The 25,569-nt window shown below is 62.1% G+C and carries 28 protein-coding genes; 19 read left to right on the top strand and 9 right to left on the bottom strand.

The features are described from left to right. Positions 1 to 4 precede the first annotated feature (4 nt). A complete protein-coding gene (locus I6L45_RS01500) occupies positions 5 to 733 on the top strand; it encodes a response regulator (RefSeq protein ID WP_216983249.1) in 729 nt (242 codons plus the stop codon). Further along, positions 730 to 1,809: an ATP-binding protein gene (locus I6L45_RS01495; RefSeq protein ID WP_216983248.1), complete on the top strand. Its 1,080-nt coding sequence runs from the start codon at positions 730 to 732 to the stop codon at positions 1,807 to 1,809. Before I6L45_RS01500 ends, I6L45_RS01495 begins: the two co-directional genes overlap by 4 nt. A 208-nt stretch (positions 1,810 to 2,017) precedes the next feature. On the opposite strand, the gene I6L45_RS01490 is transcribed toward I6L45_RS01495, so the two are convergent. Next, a complete protein-coding gene (locus I6L45_RS01490) occupies positions 2,018 to 3,100 on the bottom strand; it encodes a permease (RefSeq protein ID WP_216984156.1) in 1,083 nt (360 codons plus the stop codon). A 107-nt stretch (positions 3,101 to 3,207) separates the two neighbouring features. Between I6L45_RS01490 and I6L45_RS01485 the strand changes: the two genes are divergently transcribed. The 8 genes from I6L45_RS01485 to arsB all read left to right on the top strand — a co-directional run bounded on the left by I6L45_RS01485 (position 3,208) and on the right by arsB (position 10,130). Next, complete coding sequence (locus I6L45_RS01485; RefSeq protein WP_025327982.1) at positions 3,208 to 3,504, top strand: helix-turn-helix transcriptional regulator; 297 nt, start codon at positions 3,208 to 3,210, stop codon at positions 3,502 to 3,504. An 87-nt stretch (positions 3,505 to 3,591) separates the two neighbouring features. After that, entirely contained in the window at positions 3,592 to 3,960 is a 369-nt protein-coding gene (locus tag I6L45_RS01480; RefSeq protein ID WP_043758581.1) for a helix-turn-helix transcriptional regulator, read from the top strand. 4 nt (positions 3,961 to 3,964) lie between these two features. Further along, a complete protein-coding gene (gene arsD, locus I6L45_RS01475; protein ID WP_216983247.1) occupies positions 3,965 to 4,336 on the top strand; it encodes an arsenite efflux transporter metallochaperone ArsD in 372 nt (123 codons plus the stop codon). A gap of 61 nt (positions 4,337 to 4,397) precedes the next feature. After that, positions 4,398 to 6,206 (top strand): arsenical pump-driving ATPase, encoded by a 1,809-nt coding sequence (gene arsA / locus I6L45_RS01470; protein WP_216983246.1) that lies wholly within the window; start codon positions 4,398 to 4,400, stop codon positions 6,204 to 6,206. A gap of 92 nt (positions 6,207 to 6,298) precedes the next feature. Then, on the top strand, positions 6,299 to 6,796 hold the full coding sequence (locus tag I6L45_RS01465) for a tyrosine-protein phosphatase (protein WP_254204361.1): 498 nt from the start codon (positions 6,299 to 6,301) through the stop codon (positions 6,794 to 6,796). 10 nt (positions 6,797 to 6,806) lie between these two features. Further along, the gene (locus tag I6L45_RS01460; protein ID WP_216983244.1) at positions 6,807 to 7,823 is read left to right on the top strand and encodes an ArsJ-associated glyceraldehyde-3-phosphate dehydrogenase; all 1,017 of its coding nucleotides are present in this window, start codon (positions 6,807 to 6,809) and stop codon (positions 7,821 to 7,823) included. A gap of 7 nt (positions 7,824 to 7,830) precedes the next feature. Then, positions 7,831 to 9,072, top strand: a complete 1,242-nt coding sequence (gene arsJ, locus I6L45_RS01455) for an organoarsenical effux MFS transporter ArsJ (RefSeq protein WP_216983243.1) — start codon at positions 7,831 to 7,833, stop codon at positions 9,070 to 9,072. Continuing rightward, positions 9,069 to 10,130 carry an ACR3 family arsenite efflux transporter gene (gene arsB, locus I6L45_RS01450; protein ID WP_216983242.1) on the top strand — a complete coding sequence of 354 codons (1,062 nt, stop codon included), beginning with the start codon at positions 9,069 to 9,071 and terminating at the stop codon, positions 10,128 to 10,130. The genes arsJ and arsB overlap by 4 nt, the downstream gene beginning before the upstream one ends. 76 nt (positions 10,131 to 10,206) lie before the next feature. Here arsB and I6L45_RS01445 read toward each other — a convergent pair whose 3' ends face one another. Further along, positions 10,207 to 10,782 carry a DJ-1 family glyoxalase III gene (locus tag I6L45_RS01445; protein ID WP_216983241.1) on the bottom strand — a complete coding sequence of 192 codons (576 nt, stop codon included), beginning with the start codon at positions 10,780 to 10,782 and terminating at the stop codon, positions 10,207 to 10,209. Positions 10,783 to 10,817: 35 nt separating this feature from the next. Next, positions 10,818 to 11,765: a ketopantoate reductase family protein gene (locus I6L45_RS01440; protein WP_216983240.1), complete on the bottom strand. Its 948-nt coding sequence runs from the start codon at positions 11,763 to 11,765 to the stop codon at positions 10,818 to 10,820. A 213-nt stretch (positions 11,766 to 11,978) separates the two neighbouring features. Here I6L45_RS01440 and I6L45_RS01435 point away from each other — a divergent pair, with 213 nt between their 5' ends. After that, positions 11,979 to 12,461, top strand: a complete 483-nt coding sequence (locus I6L45_RS01435) for a YajQ family cyclic di-GMP-binding protein (protein WP_010673357.1) — start codon at positions 11,979 to 11,981, stop codon at positions 12,459 to 12,461. A 102-nt stretch (positions 12,462 to 12,563) separates the two neighbouring features. Here I6L45_RS01435 and I6L45_RS01430 read toward each other — a convergent pair whose 3' ends face one another. The 6 genes from I6L45_RS01430 to I6L45_RS01405 form a co-directional block, all read right to left on the bottom strand. Beyond that, the gene (locus I6L45_RS01430) at positions 12,564 to 13,370 is read right to left on the bottom strand and encodes an outer membrane protein OmpK (protein WP_043758617.1); all 807 of its coding nucleotides are present in this window, start codon (positions 13,368 to 13,370) and stop codon (positions 12,564 to 12,566) included. Between the two features lie 156 nt (positions 13,371 to 13,526). Next, on the bottom strand, positions 13,527 to 14,828 hold the full coding sequence (locus I6L45_RS01425) for an MFS transporter (RefSeq protein ID WP_254204387.1): 1,302 nt from the start codon (positions 14,826 to 14,828) through the stop codon (positions 13,527 to 13,529). A gap of 186 nt (positions 14,829 to 15,014) precedes the next feature. After that, positions 15,015 to 15,344 (bottom strand): hypothetical protein, encoded by a 330-nt coding sequence (locus tag I6L45_RS01420; RefSeq protein ID WP_043758621.1) that lies wholly within the window; start codon positions 15,342 to 15,344, stop codon positions 15,015 to 15,017. A 112-nt stretch (positions 15,345 to 15,456) separates the two neighbouring features. After that, positions 15,457 to 16,008 (bottom strand): peptidylprolyl isomerase, encoded by a 552-nt coding sequence (locus I6L45_RS01415; RefSeq protein WP_104451740.1) that lies wholly within the window; start codon positions 16,006 to 16,008, stop codon positions 15,457 to 15,459. A 15-nt stretch (positions 16,009 to 16,023) separates the two neighbouring features. Then, positions 16,024 to 16,596 (bottom strand): YajG family lipoprotein, encoded by a 573-nt coding sequence (locus I6L45_RS01410; protein WP_043758626.1) that lies wholly within the window; start codon positions 16,594 to 16,596, stop codon positions 16,024 to 16,026. Positions 16,597 to 16,620: 24 nt separating this feature from the next. After that, positions 16,621 to 17,754 (bottom strand): methyltransferase, encoded by a 1,134-nt coding sequence (locus tag I6L45_RS01405; protein WP_216983238.1) that lies wholly within the window; start codon positions 17,752 to 17,754, stop codon positions 16,621 to 16,623. 208 nt (positions 17,755 to 17,962) lie between these two features. On the opposite strand from I6L45_RS01405, the gene I6L45_RS01400 reads away from it, so the two are divergent. The 8 genes from I6L45_RS01400 to I6L45_RS01365 all read left to right on the top strand — a co-directional run bounded on the left by I6L45_RS01400 (position 17,963) and on the right by I6L45_RS01365 (position 25,564). After that, complete coding sequence (locus tag I6L45_RS01400) at positions 17,963 to 18,271, top strand: BolA family transcriptional regulator (protein WP_216984155.1); 309 nt, start codon at positions 17,963 to 17,965, stop codon at positions 18,269 to 18,271. 431 nt (positions 18,272 to 18,702) lie between these two features. Further along, a complete protein-coding gene (locus tag I6L45_RS01395; RefSeq protein ID WP_216983237.1) occupies positions 18,703 to 20,046 on the top strand; it encodes a Na(+)-translocating NADH-quinone reductase subunit A in 1,344 nt (447 codons plus the stop codon). Positions 20,047 to 20,049: 3 nt separating this feature from the next. Continuing rightward, a complete protein-coding gene (locus I6L45_RS01390; RefSeq protein ID WP_210548076.1) occupies positions 20,050 to 21,279 on the top strand; it encodes an NADH:ubiquinone reductase (Na(+)-transporting) subunit B in 1,230 nt (409 codons plus the stop codon). Further along, entirely contained in the window at positions 21,269 to 22,057 is a 789-nt protein-coding gene (locus tag I6L45_RS01385; RefSeq protein ID WP_043758633.1) for a Na(+)-translocating NADH-quinone reductase subunit C, read from the top strand. Before I6L45_RS01390 ends, I6L45_RS01385 begins: the two co-directional genes overlap by 11 nt. Beyond that, entirely contained in the window at positions 22,050 to 22,682 is a 633-nt protein-coding gene (locus I6L45_RS01380; RefSeq protein ID WP_005303545.1) for an NADH:ubiquinone reductase (Na(+)-transporting) subunit D, read from the top strand. Before I6L45_RS01385 ends, I6L45_RS01380 begins: the two co-directional genes overlap by 8 nt. Before the next feature lie 3 nt (positions 22,683 to 22,685). Next, entirely contained in the window at positions 22,686 to 23,282 is a 597-nt protein-coding gene (gene nqrE / locus I6L45_RS01375; RefSeq protein WP_005303538.1) for an NADH:ubiquinone reductase (Na(+)-transporting) subunit E, read from the top strand. Between the two features lie 17 nt (positions 23,283 to 23,299). Next, on the top strand, positions 23,300 to 24,523 hold the full coding sequence (nqrF, locus tag I6L45_RS01370) for an NADH:ubiquinone reductase (Na(+)-transporting) subunit F (RefSeq protein ID WP_005330715.1): 1,224 nt from the start codon (positions 23,300 to 23,302) through the stop codon (positions 24,521 to 24,523). A gap of 3 nt (positions 24,524 to 24,526) precedes the next feature. Beyond that, a complete protein-coding gene (locus tag I6L45_RS01365; protein WP_216983236.1) occupies positions 24,527 to 25,564 on the top strand; it encodes an FAD:protein FMN transferase in 1,038 nt (345 codons plus the stop codon). Positions 25,565 to 25,569 lie beyond the last annotated feature (5 nt).

Genomic DNA, 25,569 nt, shown 5'->3' with positions numbered 1-25,569 from the left:
GACCATGTCGTATCTTCCTGCCTCCGCCAGCCCGGCGGCCCAGTCACTGGTACTGATTGCAGAGGATGAAGCCGAGATCGCCGAGATCCTCGCCGCTTACCTGCAACGCCACGGCTTGCGTACCCTGCATGCCGCCGATGGCCGCGCAGCCCTGACCATGCACCAGACATGCAAACCCGATCTCCTGCTGCTGGATGTGCAGATGCCGCAGCTCGACGGCTGGCAGGTGCTCAGCGAGATCCGGGCCCGTGGCGACACGCCGGTGATCATGCTGACCGCCCTGGATCAGGACCTCGACAAGCTGATGGGGCTGCGCATGGGGGCGGATGACTATGTGGTCAAACCCTTCAATCCGGCTGAAGTGGTGGCCCGGGTACAGGCGGTGCTCAGACGCAGCCAGGCTGCAAAACAGGCCACGGCCCGGGTGCTGCGGGTCGGCCCCTTCGAGATCGATCTGGAGAGTCACGAGGCCAGCCTTTGCCGCGATGAGGGGCAACTGGTGCTGGATCTGACCCTGACCGAGTTCAAGTTGCTCGCCTCCCTGATGCGGGCGCCGAAACGGGTGTTCAGCCGCGCCGAACTGCTGACCCACTGCCTGCCGGAGGGGGATACCCAGGAGCGTACGGTGGACAGCCACATCAGCAAGCTGCGCAAGAAGCTCGAGGCGCACGGCATCCAGGGGGTGCCCGCCAGTGTCTGGGGCGTCGGCTATCGCTTCGGGGGCGATGCATGACATCGGCCCCCGGCCTGCGCAGGCAGATCATCCGCTCCCTGGGGCTGATGGCGCTCGGCATCATCTCCCTCGCGGTGATCGGCACCTATGTGTTCTACGCCATTGCCGTGACCTATGTGCCTGGCAGCATCTCCGAGAGCTGGATACCCTCCAGGGTCGAGATGATCTGGATTGGCTCGACCATTCTGATTGCATTGGGGGTGGCGCTGTACGTGGCGGTGCGCCTCTCTCGTCGCATCCTGACTCCCCTCAATTCGGTGGCGAACAGCCTGCGCGAGGTGGCAGAGGGCAAACTCGATGCGCGCGTGCCGCTGGATGAACAGGCGATCGGGGAGACGGCGCAACTGGTGCGCGACTTCAACACCATGGCCGAACGGCTGCAGAGCATGACCCGGGAGCGGGAGTTCTGGAATGCCGCCATCGCCCACGAATTGCGCACCCCGGTGACCATTTTGCGCGGCCGCTTGCAGGGGCTGGCCGAAGGGGTATTTCCGCCAGAGCGTGAGCTCTTTGAAGGCTTGCTGCGTCAGGTGGAGGGATTGACCCACCTGATCGAAGACTTGCGGGTGCTCAGTCTCAACGACAGCGGTCATCTGGAGTTGCAACGAGAGGAGAGCAGGTTGGCCGACGAGCTTGCCGCGGTGCTCGAGGCGTTTGCCGCCTCTCTGGCCGCGAGCGGTTTCACCCTCAAGGGGGAGCTCGATGCCGAACTCCTTGTTTGTTGCGATGCACTTCGCATCCGTCAGGCTCTGATGGCGCTGCTGGAGAATGCCCAGAAGCATGGGGTGCCGGGCCTGCTGACCGTGCGCCTGCATCGCTCGGGCGCCCAGTGCATCCTGAGCGTGGAAGACGAGGGGCCCGGCATCAGTAAGGAGATCGCCGCCCATATCTTCGAGGCATTTCGCCGGGGGGACCCGTCACGTTCGCGCAAGAGCGGCGGCAGCGGGCTCGGACTCGCCGTGGTCAAGGCCATTGCCGAGGCCCACGGCGGCAGCGTCACCTGCCAACCCGGTGAGCGGGGCGGCACCACCTTCCTGCTTTCCTGGCCCATTCAGGCCGCTGACGACAGGCCATGACTCCTGCCAGCTGCCTCCTTTATCTGTTGCGGGGGTGGTGCGGTAAGCCAGATCCGCGGAGATGGGTGACCGAGGTTATGCCCTTCTCCACATACCCAAGTTCATCCGATTGATTGGGATGGCTTTTTCTGGTTTGTGAGTTTTCAGTACCCGTCCCTTCGCCCAAGCCATGCTCTTGTTCCATCTCACCGCGTCGGCGCGGCCGATCTCAGGCCAGGGCCGCAGACAGCCCTTGTGCCAGATAACCCATCAGGATGGCCATTCCCAGGATCACGGTGAGGAATGCCACTATCATGGGGGTTCTGAACATCGACTTGAGCAGGATCACCTCGGTCAGGCTGGCCCCCGCACTGCCGATGATGAGCGCCATCACTGCCCCCATGCCCATCCCTTTGCCCAGCAATACAGATGCCAGAGGGATCACGGCATCTGCCCGGATATAGAGCGGAATACCCACAACTGCGCTGAATGGGATCGCCAGCGGGTTGTCAGCCCCGGCGTGGGCGGCTATCCACTCTGCCGGAATAAAGCCGTAGATAAATGACCCGACGAGCACTCCCAGCAGCAGATAGGGCAGCACCTCCCTGAATTGCTGCCAGGCATCCGCCCGCGCTTTGGCGAACGCAGTGGGAATGACTGGCGCCTGAGTCAGGGCCGCAGAGCCGTCTGCGCAGCAAGAGAGGGCTGGCGCGGCCTCGGGTTGTGCGGGACGGCAAGATGCCTGAGCCTTTAACGGTGTGACGGACTTGATAGCCTTGCTTGAGCAGCAAGGGGTTGCGCTCACACTGACAGGTTCACTCGTCGTGGTGCCACAGCCTGTGCCACAGCTGCTTTGCTTGGCCTCTTTGGGGTCAATCACATGACGCTCGAATCCCAGCATATCCAGCAGCATGCTCGCCAGTACAGAGACGCCGGCGGCGATAACGGCATACAGGACCGTCAGTTTCCAGCCGAAGGTGACCCACATCAGGCCGACGATGATCGGATTGAGCAGCGGCGAGACGAACAGGAAGGTCAGGGTGGGTCCGAAACCGGCTTTGGCGGACAGGAGTCCGCGCAGCATGGGAATGGTCGAGCAACTGCAAAAGGGGGTCAGGGCGCCCAGTAGAGCCGAAATCAAATAGCCTCTGCCTTTTCGAGCCCCCAGCATGGCCTGAATCTTGGCATCGGGGATCTTCTGGCGGATCAGGCTGACGGCGGCACTGATCACCAGGAACAGCACCGAGAGTTCGACGGCCAGCAACACAAACATCCGAGATGCATCCGTCAGCATGGTTAACCAGTCATTCATCTTCATATCCTCTTAGCTTTTACTATATTTCCAAAATAATCGAATTATGTGGGTGATCAAGATATTTCTGGTAATATCGAAATATCATCGATGAAGAGGGTTGGAGCATGGAGTTGGAAGCGGTCGCCAAGGCATTGAAAGAGTTGGGTCATCCGACTCGCTTGTTCATTTTCAAGCACCTGGTCAAGGCCGGGGAGCAAGGCCTGCCCGTGGGAGACTTGCAAAAGCAGCTCGCCATTCCCGCCTCGACCCTGAGTCATCATATTGCGGCCCTGGTTTCGGTCGGGCTGGTCAAGCAGAACCGGGAGAGCCGCACCCTACTGTGCGTCTCTCAATACGAGGTGCTGGAAGAGATCATCGCGTTTTTCCGCGAGGAGTGCTGTGTGAACGACAAGAGGGAGTGAGGAGATCGACGATAGGCTCTGGTCGTGTTGATCATTTCAATGATTCTTGTATAGTTGAAATTATGAAGTGAATGAAGGGGAAGTTCCATGAACAAAGAGATCGCCACCAAGGTATTCGAGTCCCTCTCATCCGGCATTCGCCTCGATGTGTGGCGTCTGCTGGTCAAGGCCGGGTTGGAAGGTCAGGTGGCCGGGCAGCTGGCCAGCGAGCTCGACATCGCCCCCAATACCCTCTCGTTCCACCTGAAGGCCATGCTGCACGCCGGGCTGCTGTCGGTGGAGCAGGAGGGGCGCTTCCTGCGCTATCGCGCGAACATTCCCCTGATGCTGGACCTCATCGGTTATCTCACCGAGGAGTGTTGTGCCGGGCATCCGGAAGCCTGCGGGGTGATGAGGGCCGAGTCCGGCTGCTCGCCCCATGTACTGCCTGCGCAGCCATGCTGCAACAAGGAGTAATGCCATGTCCGTCATCCAGATATTCGATCCGGCACTGTGCTGCGCCAGCGGCGTGTGCGGTGCAGAGGTAGATCAGACCTTGGTGAGCCTTGCCGCCGACCTGGCCTGGGCCAGGGAGCAGGGTGCCACCATCGAGCGCTTCAACCTGGCCCAGCAGCCCATGGAGTTTGCCGAGACGCCGGCGGTCAGCGCCTTCCTGACGCATGCGGGAGAGGAGGGGCTGCCCCTGGTGCTGGTGGATGGCCAGGTGGTGCTCACCGGCCGCTACCCCAGCCGGGCAGAGCTGGCCCGCTACGCCGGCCTGCCCGCGCCGCAGGGCGCCATCAAGGGGATCGTCAAGAGCGGATGCTGCACCGGCAGCAGCGGTTGCTGTTAAGGGGGAGTGCCGCGCAGGCATTCCGGGTGGTCGTTGTGTCGTTTGTCGTGAGGAGTCCATGATGCCCCCGTTGATGCATTACTCGTTTCTGACGGATGCCCCCCCGTTTCTCTTCTTCACCGGCAAGGGTGGGGTGGGCAAGACCTCCCTCGCCTGTGCGACCGCCGTTGCCCTGTGTGACAGCGGCAAGCGGGTGCTGCTGGTGAGCACGGATCCGGCCTCCAACATCGGCCAGGTGTTCGATGCCGAGATCGGCAACAGGATCACCCGGCTTCCTCTCGTCGACGGCTTGTCGGCCCTGGAGATCGACCCGCAAGCCGCCGCCAGGGCCTACCGGGAGCGGATCGTCGGCCCGGTGCGCGGCAAGCTGCCCCAGAGCGTGGTGCGCAGCATAGAGGAGCAGCTCTCCGGTGCCTGCACCACGGAGATCGCCGCCTTTGACGAGTTCACCGCCCTGCTGACCGACGATAACCTGGTGGGGCAATACGACCACATCGTCTTCGACACTGCCCCCACGGGGCACACCATCCGCCTGCTGCAACTGCCGGGGGCCTGGAGCGAGTTTCTGGAGCAGGGCAAGGGGGATGCCTCCTGCCTTGGGCCGCTGGCGGGGCTGGAGAAGCAGCGCAGCCAGTATGCACACGCCGTTGCCGCCCTGTCGGACGGGCAGAAGACCCGGCTGATCCTGGTGGCCCGGGCGCAGGCCTCCACCCTGCGGGAGGTGGCGCGTACCCACGACGAGCTGGCGGCCATCGGCCTTGCCAACCAGCAGCTGGTCATCAATGGCATCTTCCCGCAAGAGGAGCGGGTGGATGACCCTCTGGCCACCGCCGTCTGGCAGCGAGAGCAGCAGGCCATGGCACAGATGCCGGCGCTGTTGACCGGGCTGCCCCAAGACAGGGTACCGCTGCTCGCGACCAATCTGGTGGGGGTGGAGAGCCTGCGCCAGCTGCTCGGTGGCGCGCCCGAGAGCGGGCCCGAAGAGGGGGGTGATGCCGCCGGGGCCGCGCCGTCCCGGCACCCCGGGTTGCAGCAACTGGTGGATGAGCTGGCCGCCGACGGCCACGGGCTCATCATGCTGATGGGCAAGGGGGGCGTCGGCAAGACCACCCTGGCGGCCGCGGTGGCGGTGGAGCTCGCGAGCCGTGGGTTGCCCGTGCACCTCACCACCTCCGATCCCGCCGCCCATCTGGGGGAAACCCTGGCAGACGCGCTGCCCAGCCTGGCGGTGAGCCGTATCGACCCCCGCGCCGAGACCGAGCGTTACCGTGCCCAGGTGCTGGCCACCAAGGGGGCGAGCCTGGATGCCCAGGGCCGGGCCCTGCTGGAGGAAGATCTGCGCTCCCCCTGCACCGAAGAGATCGCCGTGTTTCAGGCCTTCTCGCGGATCATTCGCGAGGCCGGCAGACGTTTCGTGGTGATGGACACGGCACCGACCGGCCATACCCTGCTGCTGCTCGATGCGACCGGGGCCTACCACAGGGAGATCGCCCGGCAGATGGGCAGCAAGGGGATGCACTTCACCACCCCCATGATGCAGCTGCAAGACCCGAAACAGACCAAGGTGATGATCGTCACCCTGCCCGAACCCACCCCGGTGCAGGAGGCGGCCAACCTGCAGGCGGACCTGCGCCGTGCCGGCATCGAGCCCTGGGCCTGGGTCGTGAACCACATGCTCTCCCCGGTCGGCGTGCGCTCCCCCATGCTGCGCCGGCGTGCCCGTCACCAGCAGCCATATATCGCGGCGGTGAAGGGGGAGCATGCCCGGCGCTATGCCGTGGTGCCCCTGCTGGCGGTCGAGCCGGTCGGGGCCCGGGAGCTGCACGCCTTATGCCATCCCGTCCACCCGGAGGAGATGGCTGTCGGGTGACGCCCAGGGGCCCTTCGGGGCCCTTGCGCGCACCCCATCCACCGTTTTACATCAATATGACGTTTCAACGAGCCACGGAGTCGCCGTTTATCATGCACCCTTTCGACACACTGAACCTGGATAATGGCGCCCGCCTTATCTTCACTCCCTGCCCAGGCACCAAGGAGGCTTCCTTGCAAGCCTCCCTCAAGACCCTGCAAGCCGCCGGGGCTGATGCGGTAGTCACCCTGATGCCGAGTGCCGAGCTGGCACAGTTCCAGGCCGATGCCATGCCCGCCGAGTGCGCCACCCTGGGGCTGGCCTGGTTCCATCTGCCGGTCGAGGACGACTGCGCCCCCGAGGCGCCCTTCAGCCAGGCCTTTGCCAGTCACAAGGCAGATCTGCTGGCGCGGCTTGCCGCGGGCCAGACCCTGGCGATCCATTGCCGCGGCGGCTCGGGCCGTACCGGGCTGATGGCGGCTATCCTGCTGCTGGAGGCGGGCTATGCCCCCGCCGTGGTCAAGGGGATGGTGCAGGGGCTGCGTCCCAAGGCACTGACCCTGACCCCGCATGTGAACTACCTCAACAGTCACTATTCATTCGCCGGTTAAGGAAAACAGCATGACCATCAAAGTAGGTATCAACGGCTTTGGCCGCATGGGCCGCCTCTCGTTTCGCGCCGCCTTCGACTGGGAAGACGTGGAGTTCGTGCGCATCAACGACCCGGCCGGGGATGCGGCCGCCCTGGCGCACCTCATCACCTTCGATTCGGTCCACGGACGCTGGCACCATGAGGCCGGTAGCGAGGGGGACGAGATGGTGATAGGCACCCACCGCATTCTCTGCACCCGCAACAAGGAGATAGGCCAGACCGACTGGTCCGGCTGTGACGTGGTGATCGAGGCCTCCGGCAAGATGAAGACCAAGGCCCTGCTTGACGCCTATCTGGCGCAGGGGGTGAAGCGGGTCGTGGTCACGGCACCGGTCAAGGAGGAGGGGGTCCTCAACGTCGTCATGGGGGTCAACCATCACCTCTACGACAAGGCGCTGCACCCCATAGTGACCGCGGCCTCCTGCACCACCAACTGCCTGGCACCCGTGGTCAAGGTGATCCACGAGCAGCTCGGCATCAGGCACGGCTCCATGACCACCATCCACGACATCACCAACACCCAGACCATCCTAGATGCCCCCCACGCCGACCTGCGCCGTGCCAGGGCCTGCGGCCTGAGCCTGATCCCCACCACCACGGGGTCCGCCACCGCCATCACCCACATCTTCCCCGAGCTCAAGGGCAAGTTGAACGGCCATGCGGTGCGGGTGCCCCTCGCCAACGCCTCCCTCACTGACTGCGTGTTCGAGGTGAGTCGCCCGACCACGGAGGCCGAGGTCAACGGCCTGCTCAAGGGGGCGGCCATGAACGAGCTCGAGGGGATCATGGGCTATGAAGAGCGCCCTCTGGTCTCGGTGGATTACCGGACGGATCCGCGTTCCTGCACCATAGACGCCCTCTCCACCATGGTGATCAATGAGACCCAGGTGAAGATTTACGCCTGGTATGACAACGAGTGGGGCTATGCCAACCGCACCGCCGAGCTGATGCGCATGGTGGGGCAGATGGACAAGGCGCAAGGATAATCCGGCCATGGCAGCGACCCGCCTCTCCCCCGAGATCCGCCAGTATCTGCTGGTGACCGGCAACTACTGGGCCTTCACCCTGACCGATGGCGCCCTGCGCATGCTGGTGGTGCTCTACTTCCACGGCCTGGGTTACAGCCCGCTGGCCATCGCGACCCTGTTTCTCTTCTACGAGATCTTCGGGGTCGTGACCAATCTGGTGGGGGGCTGGCTTGGGGCTCGCCTCGGGCTCAACCGCACCATGAACATCGGGCTGGCCTTGCAGGTGGTGGCGCTCGCCATGTTGCTGGTGCCGTCGGTTTGGCTGACGGTTCCCTGGGTGATGGCGGCCCAGGCACTCTCGGGGATCGCCAAGGATCTCAACAAGATGAGTGCCAAGAGCTCCATCAAGTTGCTGGTGCCGGGGGAGGCACAGGGGCAGCTCTACCAGTGGGTGGCGCTCCTGACGGGCTCGAAGAATGCCCTGAAGGGGATGGGCTTCTTCCTCGGGGGGGCCCTGCTGACCCTGCTCGGGTTCCAGGGGGCCGTGCTGGCCATGGCCCTGGCCCTGGCGCTGGTGTGGTGCGTCAGCATGCTCACCCTGACGCGGGAGCTCGGCAAGGCCAGGAACAAGCCCAAGTTCAGGGAGATCTTCTCCAAGAGCCGCGCCATCAATTACCTGTCGGCGGCCCGTCTGTTCCTGTTCGGCGCCCGGGACGTCTGGTTCGTGGTGGCGCTGCCCGTCTACCTCGCCTCCGCCTTTGGCTGGGATCACTGGTCTGTGGGGGGCTTCCTCGCGCTCTGGATCATCGCCTATGGCGTGGTGCAGACCCAGGCGCCGCGCTTTACCGGCAAGCGGGCGGGGCGGGTGCCCGACGGCAAGGCGGCCATGGGCTGGGCGCTGTCGCTGGCCCTGATTCCGGCCCTGATTGCCCTGGCGCTCCACCATGGGGTGCATCCTGCCTTCACGCTGGTGGGGGGGCTGATGGTGTTCGGCGCCCTGTTCGCCATCAACTCCTCCCTGCACAGCTACCTCATCGTCAGCTACGCCGGCGCTGACGGGGTATCGCTCGATGTGGGCTTCTACTACATGGCCAATGCCCTGGGGCGCCTGCTCGGCACCCTGCTCTCCGGGCTGGTGTTCCAGCTATATAGCCTCGAGGCCTGCCTCTGGATCTCCACCCTCTTTATCCTGGTGGCGGCGCTGATCTCCCTCGGTCTGCCCCGCCATCAGCCCCCCGTTTCATCCCTTCACGGAGACGCCCGATGAATACCGCCCCCTGCGGCGACCTGCCCGTCAGCAAAAAAATGAGTTTTCTCGATCGCAACCTTACCCTCTGGATCTTCGTCGCCATGGCCCTGGGGGTGGGGATTGGCTACCTCTTCCCCCAGGTCGCCCGGTGGAACGAGGCCATGTCGGTCGGCACCACCAACGTACCGCTCGCCATCGGCCTCATCCTGATGATGTACCCGCCGCTCGCCAAGGTGAACTACGGCAACATGGGCGCCATGACCCGGGATCGCTGCGCCATCACCCTGTCGCTGGTGATGAACTGGCTGGTGGGCCCCATCCTGATGTTCGTGATTGCCCTGGTGTTCCTCCATGACGAGCCGGGCTACATGGTGGGCCTCATCCTGATCGGTCTCGCCCGCTGCATCGCCATGGTGCTGGTGTGGAACGATCTCGGCGGCGGCAGCAAGGAGTACGGGGCCGGCCTGGTGGCACTCAACAGCGCCTTCCAGATCCTCACCTACAGCTTCATGGCCTGGCTCTTCATCACCGTCCTGCCGCCCCTGTTCGGCCTGCAGGGCTTCGCGGTGGAGATCACCATGCTGGATATCGCGAAGAGCGTGTTCATCTATCTGGGGATCCCCTTCCTCGCGGGCTTCCTGAGCCGCAAATACCTGGTCAGGGCGAAGGGGGAGCAGTGGTATCGCGAGCGCTTCATCCCGGCCATCTCCCCCATCACCCTGATCGCCTTGCTGGCCACCATAGTGCTGATGTTCAGCCTCAAGGGGGAGATGATCGTCGAGCTGCCGATGGACGTGCTGCGGGTGGCGGTGCCGCTGGTGGTCTACTTCGTGCTGATGTTCTTTGCCAGCTTCCTGATCGGCAAGCGGCTCGGCATCCCTTACGACAAGAACGCCTCCATCGCCTTTACCGCCACAGGCAACAACTTCGAGCTGGCTATCGCGGTCGCCATCGCCGTGTTCGGCCTGAGTTCGGATCAGGCCTTTGCCGGCGTCATCGGCCCGCTGGTGGAGGTGCCCGTGCTGATCGCCCTGGTGAATGTTGCCTTGAGAATGAAGCGCCAGTACGGCAATTGAGGGACAAGGTTGATAGCAGAGCCCCCTTGCCAGTGGCAAGGGGGCTCTGTCGTTTTCAGAGGAGTGCCTGGTGCGGTTATAGCGATACCGAAGGGGGGAGAACCATGGGGCCTGCGACTGCACGGGCGGCCTCGTCACCTCGCAGTACCCGTACTATCTCGAGAGCGAACTCGATGGCGGTGCCCGGGCCCTGACTGGTGATCAGGCGATGAGCTTCATCGGTTACGACCCGCGCCGTGCTCAGCTGCGCCGCAGGCAGGCGGGCCTGAAAGCCCGGATGGCAGGTGGCGCTGGCATCCCCCAGCAAGCCGTGATGGTGAAGCACCACGGCAGGGGCGGCGCAGATGGCGGCGCGCCAGCGTCCGAGGGCGGCCTGTTCCCGCAGCAGGTCGATGGCGAGAGGGGTGTCGCGGATCACTTCGCTGCCGGGCAGGCCGCCCGGCACGACCATGGCCTCGAAATCGCGGCGGGTCAGCTCATCGAGATGGCAATCTGCGACCAGCTGTACCCCCCGGGAGGCGCGGATCTGGCGTGCTCCCGTAGGGCAGCAGGATGCCAGCACCACGTCGATGCCCCCGCGCACCAGGGTATCGACGATGGCGACCGTCTCGATCTCCTCCGACCCGGGGGCCACCAATACCAGTACGCTCATGACTCGCTCCTCGACCGCAGGCCGACCGGCCGGGGTCACTGTTTCTCTTTGATGGCCTGATAGAGGCCCTGGTTGACCGGCACCGCGATGCCGTGCGCCGCAGCCTTGCCGAGCAGGAAGCCGGTGATGGCCTCGATCTCGGTCTCACGGCCCTGCTCCATGTCCTGATACATGGAAGAGTAATTGTCAGCGGTGAGCTCTACCACCATCATGACGCGGCGCAGCAGCTCGTCGCTGGCGGTCGGCTGGCCTTCGGCCTGCATCACGTCCGCCACTTCCACACAGATCTGCTGCAGGACGTCGGCAAAACGCGGGCCCGTCAGCTCGCCGTTGCGGAGTTTGTAGAGGGCGGTGAGCGGGTTGATGGCGCAGTTCACGGCGAGCTTCTGCCATTGGCGGGTCAGGATCTGCTCATCCCAGCCAGCCTGTCCGAGGGCGCTGGCGAGCTCATCCGCCAGATAGGCGTGCGCCTTGGCCGCCTCGTTGACGGGGCCGAGCCAGGTTTCGCCCTTGCCGGTGTGGCGGAACACGAAGTGGCCGCTCTGCATGGCACCGTGGCTGGTGACGCCGGCGATCACCGGGTTGTGCGGGAACAGAGCGACCACCTGTTCGGCGATACCCATGCCGTTGTGCAGCAACACTATGGGCACCCCCGCTGCCAGTTGACCCACCAGGGGGGTCAGGGCCGATACCACCTGCCCCGCTTTGGTCATCACCAGCAGGCGTTTGATGCTGCCTGGGTTGTCGAGGAAGCCGCGCTCGATGGCGAGGAGCTGGGTGTGGCCGTCGAGGGAGGTGAAGTCGATGCCGGGGTGCAGGGTGGCGCGATGCCGTTCGCGCAGCAGGACGCGGGTCGGCTGGCCGCTCTGGGTCAGCAGGGAGGCGAAGACGCCGCCCAGGGCACCGCAGCCCAGCAGGGTCCACTCGGGAGAAACAGGGTGACGGCGTGTTTTCAGGTTGTTGTCGCGTAATCCGCTTGGCATGAAGAGGCTCGATCAAGGTAAGGGCTGCAATCCGGTCAACCGCCTACCGGGATAAGGGAAGAGGTCGCTTGGTGGACACTAACGGGTCTCACCATTCCTGTGCGCAGGGGATTCTAGCAGAGCAATCCCATCGAAATCAGCAAATTTGCCCGTTTTCTGGTAGATTTGCCCACCGATAAGTACAACCTGAAGTACAGCATGAGGAGCCCGGCTATGCCGTCATTCGATATTGTCTCTGAAGTCAAAATGAACGAGGTGTTGAACGCCGTCGATAACGCCAATCGTGAACTGGCGACCCGTTTCGATTTTCGTGGCGTGGAAGCCAGCTTCGAATTGAACAAGGAAGAGGTGAAGCTGGAGGCCGATGCGGATTTCCAGCTCAAGCAGATGGTCGAGATCCTGCGCGGCGCCCTGCTCAAGCGCCAGATAGAGAACAGCTCCATGGACGTGGGTGACAGCGTTCACTCAGGCAAGCGTTTCCACCTGACCGTGAAGTTCAAGCAAGGGATCGACAAGGAAGTCGCCAAGAAGCTGGTGAAGCTGATCAAGGATTCCAAGATCAAGGTGCAGGCCGCCATCCAGGGCGACGAGGTGCGGGTCACCGGCAAGAAGCGCGACGATCTGCAGGAGACCATGGCCCTGGTGCGTGGCGCCGAGCTGGGCCAGCCGATGCAGTTCCAGAACTTCCGCGACTGATCCGGGCGGGGAGGGCGAGTCTCTCCCCTTGTTCCTGCATCAGGCCATAAAAAAACCGGAGCCATGGCTCCGGTTTTTTGTGTCCGTCGACGACAGGTTCGATTAGAACTTGTAGGTCACGGAGAAGTAGTGGCCGAAACCAGTGGTCTTCAGACCGTAGGAACCGTTCTGGATGCCGTAGATGTCGTTGAAGTACTTCAGACCGTAACCGACGGCGTAGCGGTCGGAGTGCCAGTACAGGCCGTTGAACATGGCGGTACCGTCGGTGGAAGTGTCCTTGGCATCAAACAGGTGATCCAGGTAACCCTGATAGGCTACGAAGCTGCCGTTGGAGAAGGTGTAGAAAGGCTTGAACCAGTTCATGGAGAACTGATAGCCGTTCCAGCCCTGCTCGCCGCCGCCTTCGTTGACGTGACGTGCATACAGGTTCATGCCAACTTTGCCGAACCAGGGCACTTGTACGTCGGCACCCAGACCGGTCATGGCCTCAAACAGACCATCCGGACCACCTACGTTGACCAAGTTGGCGATGTAGACTTCCTGGATCGGACCGAAGGAGAGATCTTTGCCGGTCATGGCATCGATGGAGATACGCGGTGCGAACTTGATGAACAGGTTGTCTTGGTTGTGCTTGTCGTCGTGACGGTTCTGGAAGATGTCGAAGACGTCGACGTAACCGTACAGATCGAAGATACCGGAACGGCCACCAAACTCCATTTCGAAGTAGGTATCGTTGTAACCACCTTCAGACTCGCTGTAGGGCAGCTGGTCGATGGTGTGCATCACGTTGAACTGGAACCACTTGTAGTCGTTCTTGTGGATGTCGCCGCTGTAATCGGCAGCAAAGGCCGGAGTGGCGGAGGCAGCCAGCAGACCGGCAGCGATCAGAGTCTTGGTAAATTTGGCCATTTTATTGGTCTCTTGTGCGTTAGTTGAGGTTTTCCGTAGCCTGCCCACAAGGAGCGGGAGGGATTCTAGCCAAATAAATTCAACGGATAAACAAGCACCAGGGAACTTTGTCAGGATTTGTGAATCTAATCACCCCCAAAAATTAGCAAACGCTTGCTATTTGCTCGTTTGTGGTGACAAAGCACTGTTTCGTTTGGCAACGATGATGATCAGAATCATCACCGGCACGCCGAGCAGACTGGTGCCGATGAAGAAGCGGCTGTAGCCGACAAGCTCGACCACCTGACCGGAAAACCCCGCCAGCAACTTGGGCAACAGCAGCATGATGGAGCTGAACAGCGCGTACTGGGTGGCCGAGAAGGCGACGTTGGTCAGGCTCGACAGGTAGGTCACAAACGCAGCCGTGGCGATGCCGGCACTGAGGTTGTCCAGGGAGATGATGAGAGTCAGCAACTCCAGGTTGTGGCCCACCTCGTTGAGCAGGGCGAACAGCAGGTTGGTGCTGGCGGTCAGCACGGCGCCGAGAAAGAGGATGCGCAAGGTGCCAAAGCGCATCACCAGCACCCCCCCGAGCGCCGCCCCCACCAGCGTCATGATGACGCCGTACACCTTAGTGATGGTGGCCACCTCCGTCTTGCTGAATTGCAGGTCCACGTAGAAGCTGTTGGACATCACCCCCATCACCACGTCCGAGATGCGATAGCAGGCGATGAGCCCGAGGATCAGCAGGGCCGAGGTCCCGTAGCGGCGGAAGAAGTCGGCAAACGGGCACCAGATGGCCTCGTAGGTCCAGGCACCGAGCCCGGCCAGGGAGGATGACCAGCCCCGCGCTATCAGCTGCGCCTTGCGCTCCGCTTGCTGTTCATTCTGGGCGGCAATGTCGATGACGGGCTCGTGACAGAATAGGGTAGTGATGACGCCGAGGGACATCAGGCCCCCCATCAAGAGATAGGTGAGCTGCCAGCCGCGGTAGTCATAGCCGCTGTTGCTGCCGAGCCAGGCGGCCAGCGCCAGCGCCCCCGCTCCGGCCATGATCATGGCGAGTCGGTACCCTGTCATGTAGGAGGCGGCCATGGCCGCCTGCAACCGCTCTGGCGCCGACTCGATACGGTAGGCGTCGATGACGATGTCCTGGGTGGCGGAGGCGAAAGCCACCAGCAGGGCGAACAGGGCGAGCTGGGCGAGCTGGGTCTTGGGGTCGCAATAGGCCATGCCGACCAGGGAGAGGGCGATCAACACCTGGGAGAGCAGCATCCAGCTGCGCCGCCGTCCCAGCAGCCGGGAGAGCAGGGGCAGGGGCAGTCGATCCACCAGGGGTGACCACAGCCATTTGAAGCCATATGCCAGCGCCACCCAGCTCATGTAGCCGATGTCGGTCAGGCTGACATCCGCCTCGCGCAGCCAGAACGAGAGGGTACCGAAGACCAGCAGCAGCGGCAGACCGGAGGAGAACCCCATGGCAAACAGGATGAGCACCCGCGCTTCGAGATAGACGGCGAGGGCATCTCGCCAGCGGGTGGCGCGACCTGGGGTGTGGCTGGGCGGGCGGAGGTTGTTCAACTGCCTGACTCCTCGGAGAAAAGGGGGTCATTTTGTCAGGTTCGGGAGGCATAGCCAAGGCAAGCCGAGCGGGACCGGCAGGATTCAGGGGCGCGAGCCGATGCAGTGACCCGGGCAGGGTCCCTCGGCGGCGAGGAAGTTGGCGCAGGCCATCAGCTGCAGGCGCAGCCAGGTGTCGCTGACGAGTTGCTGCTCATCCCACAGATGCAGGCTGTGCAGCAGGTGCCAGAACACCCCTTCCCGTTCGTTGGCGGGGGTCTTGTCCATGGGAATGACGGGGAGGGCCTGCCAGTGGGAGAGCAGTTGCCAGCTCAGATCTTCCAGCTGGTGATAGGGAATTTCCCGTGCCAGGAAATGACGAACCGCCTGGGCCAGCGGGCCGGCGTGTTGGGCAATGTAATCGTGACAGGTCACCGGCTCCTCCTCGCTCTGCTTTCGTGTCCCGCAATCATCGGGCAAGGGCAGAGTATAGAAAAGGAGGGCGGTGACCCGTTCAAGGTCGCGGCGGAATGTGATCCGGTCCGCGTTATTTGTCCGCCAGCAACACCACCTTTTTCAGGATGATGGGGCTGGTGGGCACGTCGTTGGCGCGCAGGATGGAGCTGTAGCCGGTCTGCACCTGGGCCAGCTTGTCCAACACTTCCATGCCCTTCACGACCTGGCCGAACACGGTGTAACCGGCGCCGGCATTGGCGTTGAGGTTGTCGTTGTCCACCAGGTTGAAATAGAACTGGCGGGTGGCGCTGTCCACCGCCTGGGTACGTGCCATGGCGATGGTACCGCGCTTGTTGGGCAGGCCGCCCCGGGATTCATTGACCACGGGATCGAAGGTCGGCAGTGGCTGGAACTGCTGGTTGTAGCCCCCACCCTGCACCACGAAGTTCTGGATCACCCGGTGGAACAGGCTGCCGTCATAGCTGCCGTCCGCCACGTAGCGCAGGAAGTTCTTCACCGTCTGGGGCGCCTGCTTGGATGCCAGCTCCACGACGATGGTGCCATGATTGGTCTCCATCTGGACTTTGGGGCCGGCGAAGGCCAGGGGGGCGATCAGGGTGGCCAGTAGCCAGAGTTTTTTCATCTATTCGCTCCTTGCTCAGCTCGGTTGGCCTTTGAGATAACCGCGCAGTGCGGTATCCGCCATGATCTGTTGCAGCACGCTACCCAGCTGCTGGTTCAGGGTCGACTCGAGGTCGGCCATGCTCGGCTCACCCGGCTCTTCCTTGCTGGAAGACATGTTGAACTGCTTGGTCAGCTTGCTGCCCTGGAAGTCGGCGATCACCTGCAGGCTGACGCGGGACTTGGTGACATAGGTAAAGGTCTTCTCTTCCACGGTGACGGCGGCAGTGGTGATGGCCAGCGTCAGGTTGGTGGTGCCGCTGTTGCCTACTTCCAGGCCCTGGCTGCGCAGACCCTCGGCGAGCTTCTCCGCCAGCAGGTTGTTGAGGGGCTGGCTGCTGTTGACCAGCACAGGGGCCTTCTCTTTCTTCTTGATGGAGAAGACATAGGCGGCTTCACGATTGTCCACTCCTTCCATGGTGATGCGGTTGCCAGAGTAGTACTGCTGGTTGGAGGGGATGACCTGCGGGTTGATCAGTGCGCTCTCCGGCCAGTGAGTGGCACAACCACCCAGCACCAGGGCGGCCAGCAGCAAGAGTGACTTTTTCATCATGGGTTTCCTTTAGCTTTGTCTTTAGCGTTTGATGGCTTTCAAAATAACGAATTTGCTGTTCGACGCAACGACTTGTGCGTTGCCAAACAGGCGCTTGAGTTTGTTGTGATAGTCCAGATGACGGTTGCCTACTATCCAGAGTTCCCCCCCCTGAGGCAACACCCGGTGCGCATCGCTGAACATCTGCCAGGCGATGTGATCGGTGATCGCCTGCAGCTGGTGGAAGGGGGGATTGCAGAGGATCCTGTCCGCTGCCCCGGCGGGCACGTCGTCGAGACAGTTGTTGACCAGGAAGCGGGCCCGGGGCAGGGCATCCGGCAGGTTGTGCGCGACGTTGAGGCGGGCCGAGGCCACCGCCATGTGGGATTCGTCGATGAATGTCACCTCCACCTCGCTGTCCCGCGCCAGCAGGGAGAGCCCCAGCACGCCGTTGCCGCAGCCCAGATCGATCACCTTGCGGGCGCTGTGGATTGGCAGGTTGTCCAGCATGAAGCGGGCACCGATATCCAGGCTGGTGCGCGAAAACACGTTGGCGTGGTTGTGGATCTGCATGGTGGTGCCTTCCAGCGGCCAGACGGTCGGGAAGGGATTGGCCAGCGTGGGGCGTTCGGCCGCGGGCGTGCAGTGAATGAGGCGCGCCTTTTTCCAGGCGAGCGAGGTGCGGGTCTCCCCCAGATACTTCTCGAACAGCTTGAGGGTGGAGGTGTGGATGTCCTTGGCCTTGCCGGCGGCCAGCACCCGGGTGGCCGGGGTGACCACCTGGCGCAGGGCCAGCAGCTGCTGCTCCAGCAGCGCCTGATACTTGGATACCTTGATCACCACCAGGGCGGGCGCCTGGGGCAGGGGGGCCAGGGCATCCTGCAGGGTGACAGTCCCGCTGTCCAGGCCGTTCTCCGCCAGGTTGGCCAGGGTGGCCCGTTCGCTGATGTGGGAGTCGGTCACGCAGACGGGAGAGTGGTCGTAGAGGTAGGCCGCCAGGGCGCCGAAGCCGTCGTTCATGATGATAACGGGGCCGTCCGGCTCGAGGGGCGACTCGGCGAGCTGGTTGATCAGGTACTCGTCCGCCGCGTCCCAGGCCTGCAGAGGATCCTGGTTCTGCCGCGGGTAACGGTACAGGGTCAGGCGGCAGTGGGCCATGTCGAGCAGGGTTTGCATAATAAAGAAGTCCAAGGTGTTGCTGAATGGATGACGACCGCCCGCACCGTGTTGTCCGGCGGGCAGGAAAGTGGCGCTATTCTAGCGGCGGCGGAGAAATTCACCAGCCCGCAGCGAAGAGGCTGGCCATTTCCCGTCCCCCTGATGCATCCGGTACGCAACCCTGGCTACAATGGCGGGACATTCGAGAGGAGTCTTCACTGTGAGCATGCAACAACAGATAGAGGCCAAGCTGGCCGCCGCCCTCGCCCCCACCCACCTGGAGGTGATCAACGAAAGCTACATGCACAGGGTGGCCCCGGGCTCCGAGAGTCACTTCAAGGTCGTGGTGGTGAGCCAGGCGTTCGAGGGCCAGCGCCTGCTGGGCCGTCATCGTCAGGTCAACGGGGTGCTGGCGGAAGAGCTGGCGGGGGCCATCCATGCGCTGGCGCTGCATACCTATACAGAAACCGAGTGGCGGGCCCGGGAAGAGGCCCCCAGGACGCCGGGGTGTGTCAGCAAATCCCCCTTCGCCTGAGCCCGCCACCGGGCGGTTGTGCGCGAGGCTAACGATTTTGTCACGAGCATGCCGCCCTCTTGCCTGGCTGTTTTCGTGGGGTCGAAGGCGCGGTTGGATTATTTTTTCTAATCCATGCTCGCGGCAAGTTTGATTACCCATATTTGGGTATTAAAACAAAAAATCCTTTAAAACCACGGTGTGCAAGGGCGTGGGCGAAATATTCAGTGAGGGTTAATTTTGTGATAGGACGGGGATTTTCCCCATTTGGCGTGGCGGCAAACTTGCCTAAGGTGGTAAACTCAGGCGCTTTTGAATGATCCTGTATGTTGCTGATTTGTTTATTTCTTCGACAGTTATTCGCGATGTTGACGGGCTCATTCAACAACTCGTCGTGATGTATTTCTCGGCGCTAACCAACCTGTCTTCCCTTAACGGTAGTGCAAGTGAGTATGATTACAATTAAAAGAGGACTGGACATCCCCGTGCTGGGTGCTCCGGAGCAAGTAATCTACGATGGCCCGGCCATCACCCGTGTTGCTACACTCGGCGAAGAGTTCGTGGGGATGCGTCCTACTATGTTTGTCAAAGTAGGTGATCGCGTCATTAAAGGTCAGGAGCTCTTCGAAGATAAGAAGAATCCCGGCGTTAAATTCACGGCCCCCGCCACCGGTGTGGTATCTGAGATCAACCGTGGTGCCAAGCGCATTCTGCAATCCGTTGTCATCGACATCGATGGGTCCGACGAGCAGGTGACCTTCGAGCACTTTGCCTGTGCCGAGCTGCCTAAGCTCGAACGCAGCAAGGTGCAGGAGATCCTGGTCGCATCAGGCCAATGGACCGCACTGCGCACCCGCCCGTTCAGCAAGGTGCCGGCCGTGGGTTCCACCCCGCGCGCCATCTTCGTCACCGCCATGGACACCAACCCGCTGGCCGCCAGTGCGGAGCTGATCATCAAGGAACAGGCCCAGGCCTTCCTCGACGGTCTGGCCGTGCTGACCCGCCTGACCGATGGCACCGTCTACGTCTGCAAGGGCGAAGGCAGCCTGCCGCACGCCTCCCTGGCCCAGGTCAAGGAAGAGGTGTTTGTCGGTCCGCATCCTGCCGGTCTGCCGGGCACCCACATCCACTTCCTGGATCCGGTCGGTGCCAACAAGGTGCAGTGGCACATCAACTACCAGGACGTGATCGCCTATGGCAAGCTGTTCACCACTGGCCAGATCTTCACCGACAAGGTGATCTCCCTGGCCGGCCCGAACGTGATCAAGCCGCGCCTGCTGCGCACCCGCATGGGCGCCTGCCTCAGCCAGTTGACCAACAACGAGCTGCGCGCAGACGAGAACCGCATCATCTCCGGTTCCCTGCTGAGCGGTGCCAAGGCTGAAGGGGTCCATGACTACCTGGGGCGCTTCCACAATCAGGTGAGCGTGCTGGGCGAAGGTCGCGAGAAAGAGTTCATGGGCTGGGTCAAACCCAGTGCCAACAAGTTCTCCATCACCCGTACCACCCTCTCTCATCTGATGAAGGGCAAACTCATCAACTTCACTACCACCACTAACGGTAGTGATCGCTCCATGGTGCCTATTGGTAACTATGAGCGCGTGATGCCGCTCGACATCCTGCCGACCCTGCTGCTGCGGGATCTGATCTCCGGCGACACCGACAGCGCGCAGGCGCTCGGCTGCCTGGAGCTGGATGAGGAAGATTTGGCGCTCTGTACCTTCGTCTGCCCCGGCAAGACAGAGTACGGCCCCGTCTTGCGTGAGTGCCTGACCAAGATCGAACTGGAAGGTTAAGCGATGAGTTTCAAGCAACTTCTTGAAAATATGGAACATCACTTCGAGCCGGGTGGCAAGTACGCCAAGTACTATGCCCTGTTCGAAGCGGCGTACACCCTGTTTTATACCCCGGGTTCCGTGACCCGCAATGCCGCCCACGTCCGTGACGCCATCGATCTGAAGCGCATGATGATCATGGTGTGGCTGGCCGTGTTCCCGGCCATGTTCTGGGGCATGTACAACGTCGGCAACCAGTCCATCGCCGCCATCGCCCACCTGGGCAGCGCGGCCGGTGCCGATAGCTGGCAATACGCCCTGGCCACCCTGTTCGGTGCCTCGCTGGATCCGGCCGTGGCCGGTGTCGGCAGCAAGATGCTGATCGGTGCGGCGCACTTCTTCCCGATCTACATCACCGTCTTCATCGTCGGTGGTTTCTGGGAAGTGCTGTTCGCCATGGTGCGCAAGCACGAGATCAACGAAGGCTTCTTCGTGACCTCCATCCTGTTCGCCCTGATCGTGCCGCCCGAGCTGCCCCTGTGGCAAGCTGCCCTGGGTATCACCTTCGGCGTGGTGCTGGCCAAGGAAGTGTTCGGTGGTACCGGCAAGAACTTCCTGAACCCGGCGCTGGCGGGTCGTGCTTTCCTGTTCTTCGCCTACCCGGGTCAGATCTCCGGTGATGCGGTCTGGGTTGCCGTCGACGGCTTCTCCGGCGCAACTGCACTGAGCCAGTGGGCACAGGGCGGCCAGATGGCGCTGATCAACGGTGCCACCGGTGAAGCCATCAGCTGGATGGACGCCTTCCTCGGCAACCTGCCGGGCTCCATCGGCGAAGTCTCCACCCTGATGATCCTCATCGGTGCGGCCATGATCGTCTACATGCGTATCGCCTCCTGGCGCATCATCGCCGGCGTGATGGTGGGCATGGTTGCGACTTCCCTGCTGTTCAACGTCATCGGTTCCGACACCAACCCCATGTTCAACATGCCGTGGCACTGGCACCTGGTGCTGGGTGGCTTCGCCTTCGGTATGGCCTTCATGGCAACCGATCCGGTCTCCGCTGCCTTCACCAACAAGGGCAAGTGGTGGTATGGCGCCCTCATCGGCGTGATGGTCGTGCTGATCCGGGTCGTGAACCCCGCGTTCCCGGAAGGCATGATGCTGGCCATTCTGTTTGCCAACCTGTTTGCCCCCTTGTTTGACCATTTCGTGGCGCAGGCGAACATCAAGCGGAGGATCGCACGTGGCGTTTAATAAAGACTCTACTACCGGCACCCTCGCCGTAGTGACCGGTCTGTGTCTGGTCTGCTCCATCGTGGTCTCCGTGGCCGCCGTGGGTCTGCGTCCGGCCCAGCTGGAAAACAAGGCGCTGGACAAGCAAAGCAACATCCTGTCCGTCGCCGGCGTCGACGTCAGCACCGTGGCCAAGCGTGACCTGGCCAAGCTGTATGGCGACAAGATTGAAGCGCGTCTGGTGGATCTGGCCACCGGTGAGTTCGTTGACGGCGACGCCGACAACTTCGACACCAAGGTCGCTGCCAAGGATCCTGCCCAGAACATTCGTCTGGCTCAGGCCGACGACAAGGCAGGCCTGCGCCAGATCTCCAAGCTGGTCCCCGTGTTCTTCGCGAAAGATGCCGAGGGCAAGGTCGACAACATCATCCTGCCGATCTACGGCCAGGGTCTGTGGTCCACCATGTACGCCTTCGTGGCGGTCGCGGCCGACGGCCAGACCATCAAGGGCATCACCTACTACGATCACGGCGAAACCCCGGGTCTGGGTGGCGAGATCGAGAACCCGGCCTGGCGTGAGCTGTTCGTCGGCAAGAAGCTGTTCGACCAGAGCGGTCAGCCTGCGCTGCGGGTGATCAAGGGCCATGCTCCGGCTGGCTCCGAGCATGAAATCGACGGCCTGTCTGGCGCAACCCTGACCGGTAATGGTGTACAGCACACCTTCGACTTCTGGATGGGCCCCAAGGGCTTCGGTCCCTTCCTGGCCAAGGTACGTGCAGGAGAAATCAACAATGGCTGACAAGAGCGAAATGAAGAAGTTGCTGTTGACGCCTGTGCTCGGCAACAACCCCATCGCACTGCAGGTGCTGGGTGTCTGTTCCGCGCTGGCCGTTACCAGCCAGATGAAGACGGCGTTCGTGATGACGCTGGCCGTTACCGCGGTCACCGCCTTCTCGAACCTGTTCATCTCCCTGATCCGCAACCAAATCCCGAACAGCGTGCGGATCATCGCCCAGATGGCGGTGATTGCCTCGCTGGTTATCGTGGTTGACCAGGTGCTCAAGGCGTATGCCTACGACATCTCCAAGCAACTGTCGGTGTTCGTCGGCCTCATCATCACCAACTGTATCGTGATGGGCCGTGCCGAAGCCTACGCCATGAAGAGTGCCCCGCTGCCCTCCTTCCTGGACGGTATCGGCAATGGTCTGGGTTATGGCGCCGTGCTGCTGACCGTGGCCACCGTGCGTGAAATCCTGGGCTCCGGCACCTGGTTCGGCATCGAACTGCTGCCGCTGGTGAACAATGGTGGCTGGTATGTGCCGAACGGCCTGCTGCTGCTGCCGCCGAGTGCGTTCTTCATCATTGGTCTGATCATCTGGGGCGTGCGCACCAAGGATCCCAAGCAGGTGGAGGCGAAGGATTAAGGTATGGAACACTATATCAGTCTGTTGATTCGCTCGATCTTCATCGAGAACCTGGCGCTCTCCTTCTTCCTGGGGATGTGTACCTTCCTGGCGGTGTCCAAGAAGGTCAAGACTGCCATGGGCCTGGGGATTGCCGTTATCGTGGTTCAGACCGTTGCCGTCCCGGCCAACAACCTGATCTACAACTACGTGCTCAAAGACGGTGCCCTGGTCTCCGGTCTGGATCTCAGCTTCCTGAGCTTCATCACCTTCATCGGGGTGATTGCGGCCCTGGTGCAGATCCTGGAGATGGCGCTGGACAAGTACTTCCCGGCGCTCTACAACGCCCTCGGTATCTTCCTGCCGCTCATCACCGTGAACTGCGCCATCTTCGGTGGCGTCTCCTTCATGGTGCAGCGTGACTACAACTTCGTGGAGTCCGTGGTGTATGGCGTGGGTTCGGGTGCAGGCTGGATGCTGGCCATCGTCGCGATGGCAGGGATCCGCGAGAAGATGAAGTACTCCGATGTTCCGGAAGGCCTGCGTGGCCTCGGCATCACCTTCATCACCGCGGGTCTGATGGCGCTGGGCTTCATGTCCTTCTCTGGTATTTCCCTGTAATCGGAAAGGAAATATAGATGGAAATTATTCTGGGTGTGGTCATGTTCACCGTGATCCTGCTGGCCTTGGTGGCAGTCATTCTGTTCGCCAAGTCCAAGCTGGTGACCGCCGGTGACGTGACAATCAGCATCAACGGCGACCCGGCCAAGGCTGTGACCAGCCCGGCGGGTGGCAAGCTGCTCGGCGTGCTCGCCGGCAGCGGTATCTTCGTCTCCTCCGCCTGCGGCGGCGGCGGCTCCTGTGGTCAGTGCAAGGTGCGTGTGAAAGCCGGCGGCGGCGACATCCTGCCGACCGAACTGGATCACATCAGCAAGGGCGAAGCCCGTCACGGCGAGCGTCTGGCTTGCCAGGTGACCGTGCGCTCCGACATGGACATCGAGCTGCCGGAAGAGATCTTCGGCGTGAAGAAGTGGGACTGTACTGTCATTTCCAATGACAACAAGGCCACCTTCATCAAGGAGCTCAAGCTGCAGATCCCGGATGGCGAGAGCGTGCCGTTCCGCGCCGGTGGTTATATCCAGATCGAAGCCCCTGCCCACCACGTGCAGTACAAGAACTTCGATATTCCCGAGGAGTATCGCGGTGACTGGGATCGCTTCAAGATCTTCGAGCTGGAGTCCAAGGTCAACGAGCCGATCATCCGTGCCTACTCCATGGCGAACTATCCGGAAGAGTTCGGCATCATCATGCTGAACGTGCGGATCGCGACCCCGCCGCCCAGCAACTGGACTGCCCCTCCCGGCCAGATGTCTTCCTACATCTTCAGCCTGAAGGCGGGTGACAAGGTGACCATCTCCGGTCCGTTCGGCGAGTTCTTCGCCAAGGACACCGACGCCGAAATGGTGTTCATCGGCGGTGGTGCGGGCATGGCGCCGATGCGCTCCCACATCTTCGACCAGCTGCGCCGTCTGAAGACCAAGCGCAAGATGAGCTTCTGGTACGGTGCCCGTTCCAAGCGCGAGATGTTCTATGTCGAAGACTTCGACATGCTGGCCGCCGAGAACGACAACTTCCAGTGGCACGTCGCCCTGTCCGATCCGCAACCGGAAGACAACTGGGATGGCTACACCGGCTTCATCCACAACGTGCTGTTCGAGAACTACCTCAAGAACCACGAGGCGCCTGAGGATTGCGAGTTCTACATGTGCGGACCTCCCGTGATGAACGCCGCCGTCATCAACATGCTGAAAAACCTCGGCGTTGAAGACGAGAACATCCTGCTGGATGACTTCGGTGGTTAATCCATGCACAGCGTTGTAAAGACCTGGCTAGCCTTCGGGCTAGCCTTTTTCTTGACTGGGTGCGGTCAGGAAACGGTCCAATCCAAGCCGGAGATCCACATCACCGGCAGCACCATGGGTACCTACTACTCCATCAAGGTGGCGGATGACGCCGTCCAGGATGGGGCCAAGCTGCAGGCCGAAGTCGATGTGCTGCTGGAGCGGGTCAACGATCAGATGTCGACCTACAGGCCCGACTCCGAGCTGTCGCGTTTCAACCAGCACAAGGATTCGACCCCTGTGGTGGTCTCCCGCGATACCGCGCGGGTGGTGACCGAGGCCATTCACATTGGCCGCGAGAGCCGGGGGGCGCTGGACGTCACCGTCGGTCCCCTGGTCAATCTGTGGGGCTTTGGGCCGGACGCAAAACCGACCAAGGTACCGAGCGATGAGCTGATCGCCCAGACCCGGCAGAAAACGGGCCTTGGCAATCTGCATGTGATAACCTCTGTCGACGCCGATACCCTGCAAAAGGACATCCCGGATCTTTACGTGGATCTCTCCGCCATTGCCAAGGGTTTCGGGGTGGACAAGGTGGCCGAATACCTGGAGTCCCAGGGGGCGCGCAACTATCTGGTGGAGATCGGCGGCGAGCTGCGGATCAACGGCGTCAACGGCAAGGGGCATCCCTGGCGCGTGGCCATCGAGAAGCCCACCGCCAATGCCGGCACTGTGCAGGAAGTGATAGTCCCGGGTGACAACGGCGTGGCCACCTCGGGGGACTATCGCAACTACTACGAGCTGGATGGCAAGCGCTTCTCCCACACCATGGATCAGCTGACGGGCAAGCCCATCACCCACCGCCTGGTGTCGGTGACCGTCATCCACCCCTCCTGCATGACCGCAGACGGGCTGGCGACCGTGTTCATGGTCATGGGCACGGAGAAGAGCCTGGCCTATGCCAAGGAGCGGGGATTGGCCATCTTCACCATCACCAAGACGGACGACGGTTTTGAAGAGGCGTATTCGGATGCCTTCAAACCTTATCTGGTCAAGAAGTAAGGGGT

The sequence above is a fragment of the Aeromonas sp. FDAARGOS 1415 genome (genome assembly GCF_019048365.1).
GTDB classification, from domain to species: Bacteria; Pseudomonadota; Gammaproteobacteria; order Enterobacterales; family Aeromonadaceae; genus Aeromonas; species Aeromonas taiwanensis.
Note: the sequence above shows the minus strand (reverse complement) of the source record. Positions and strands in the feature narration are given on the sequence as shown.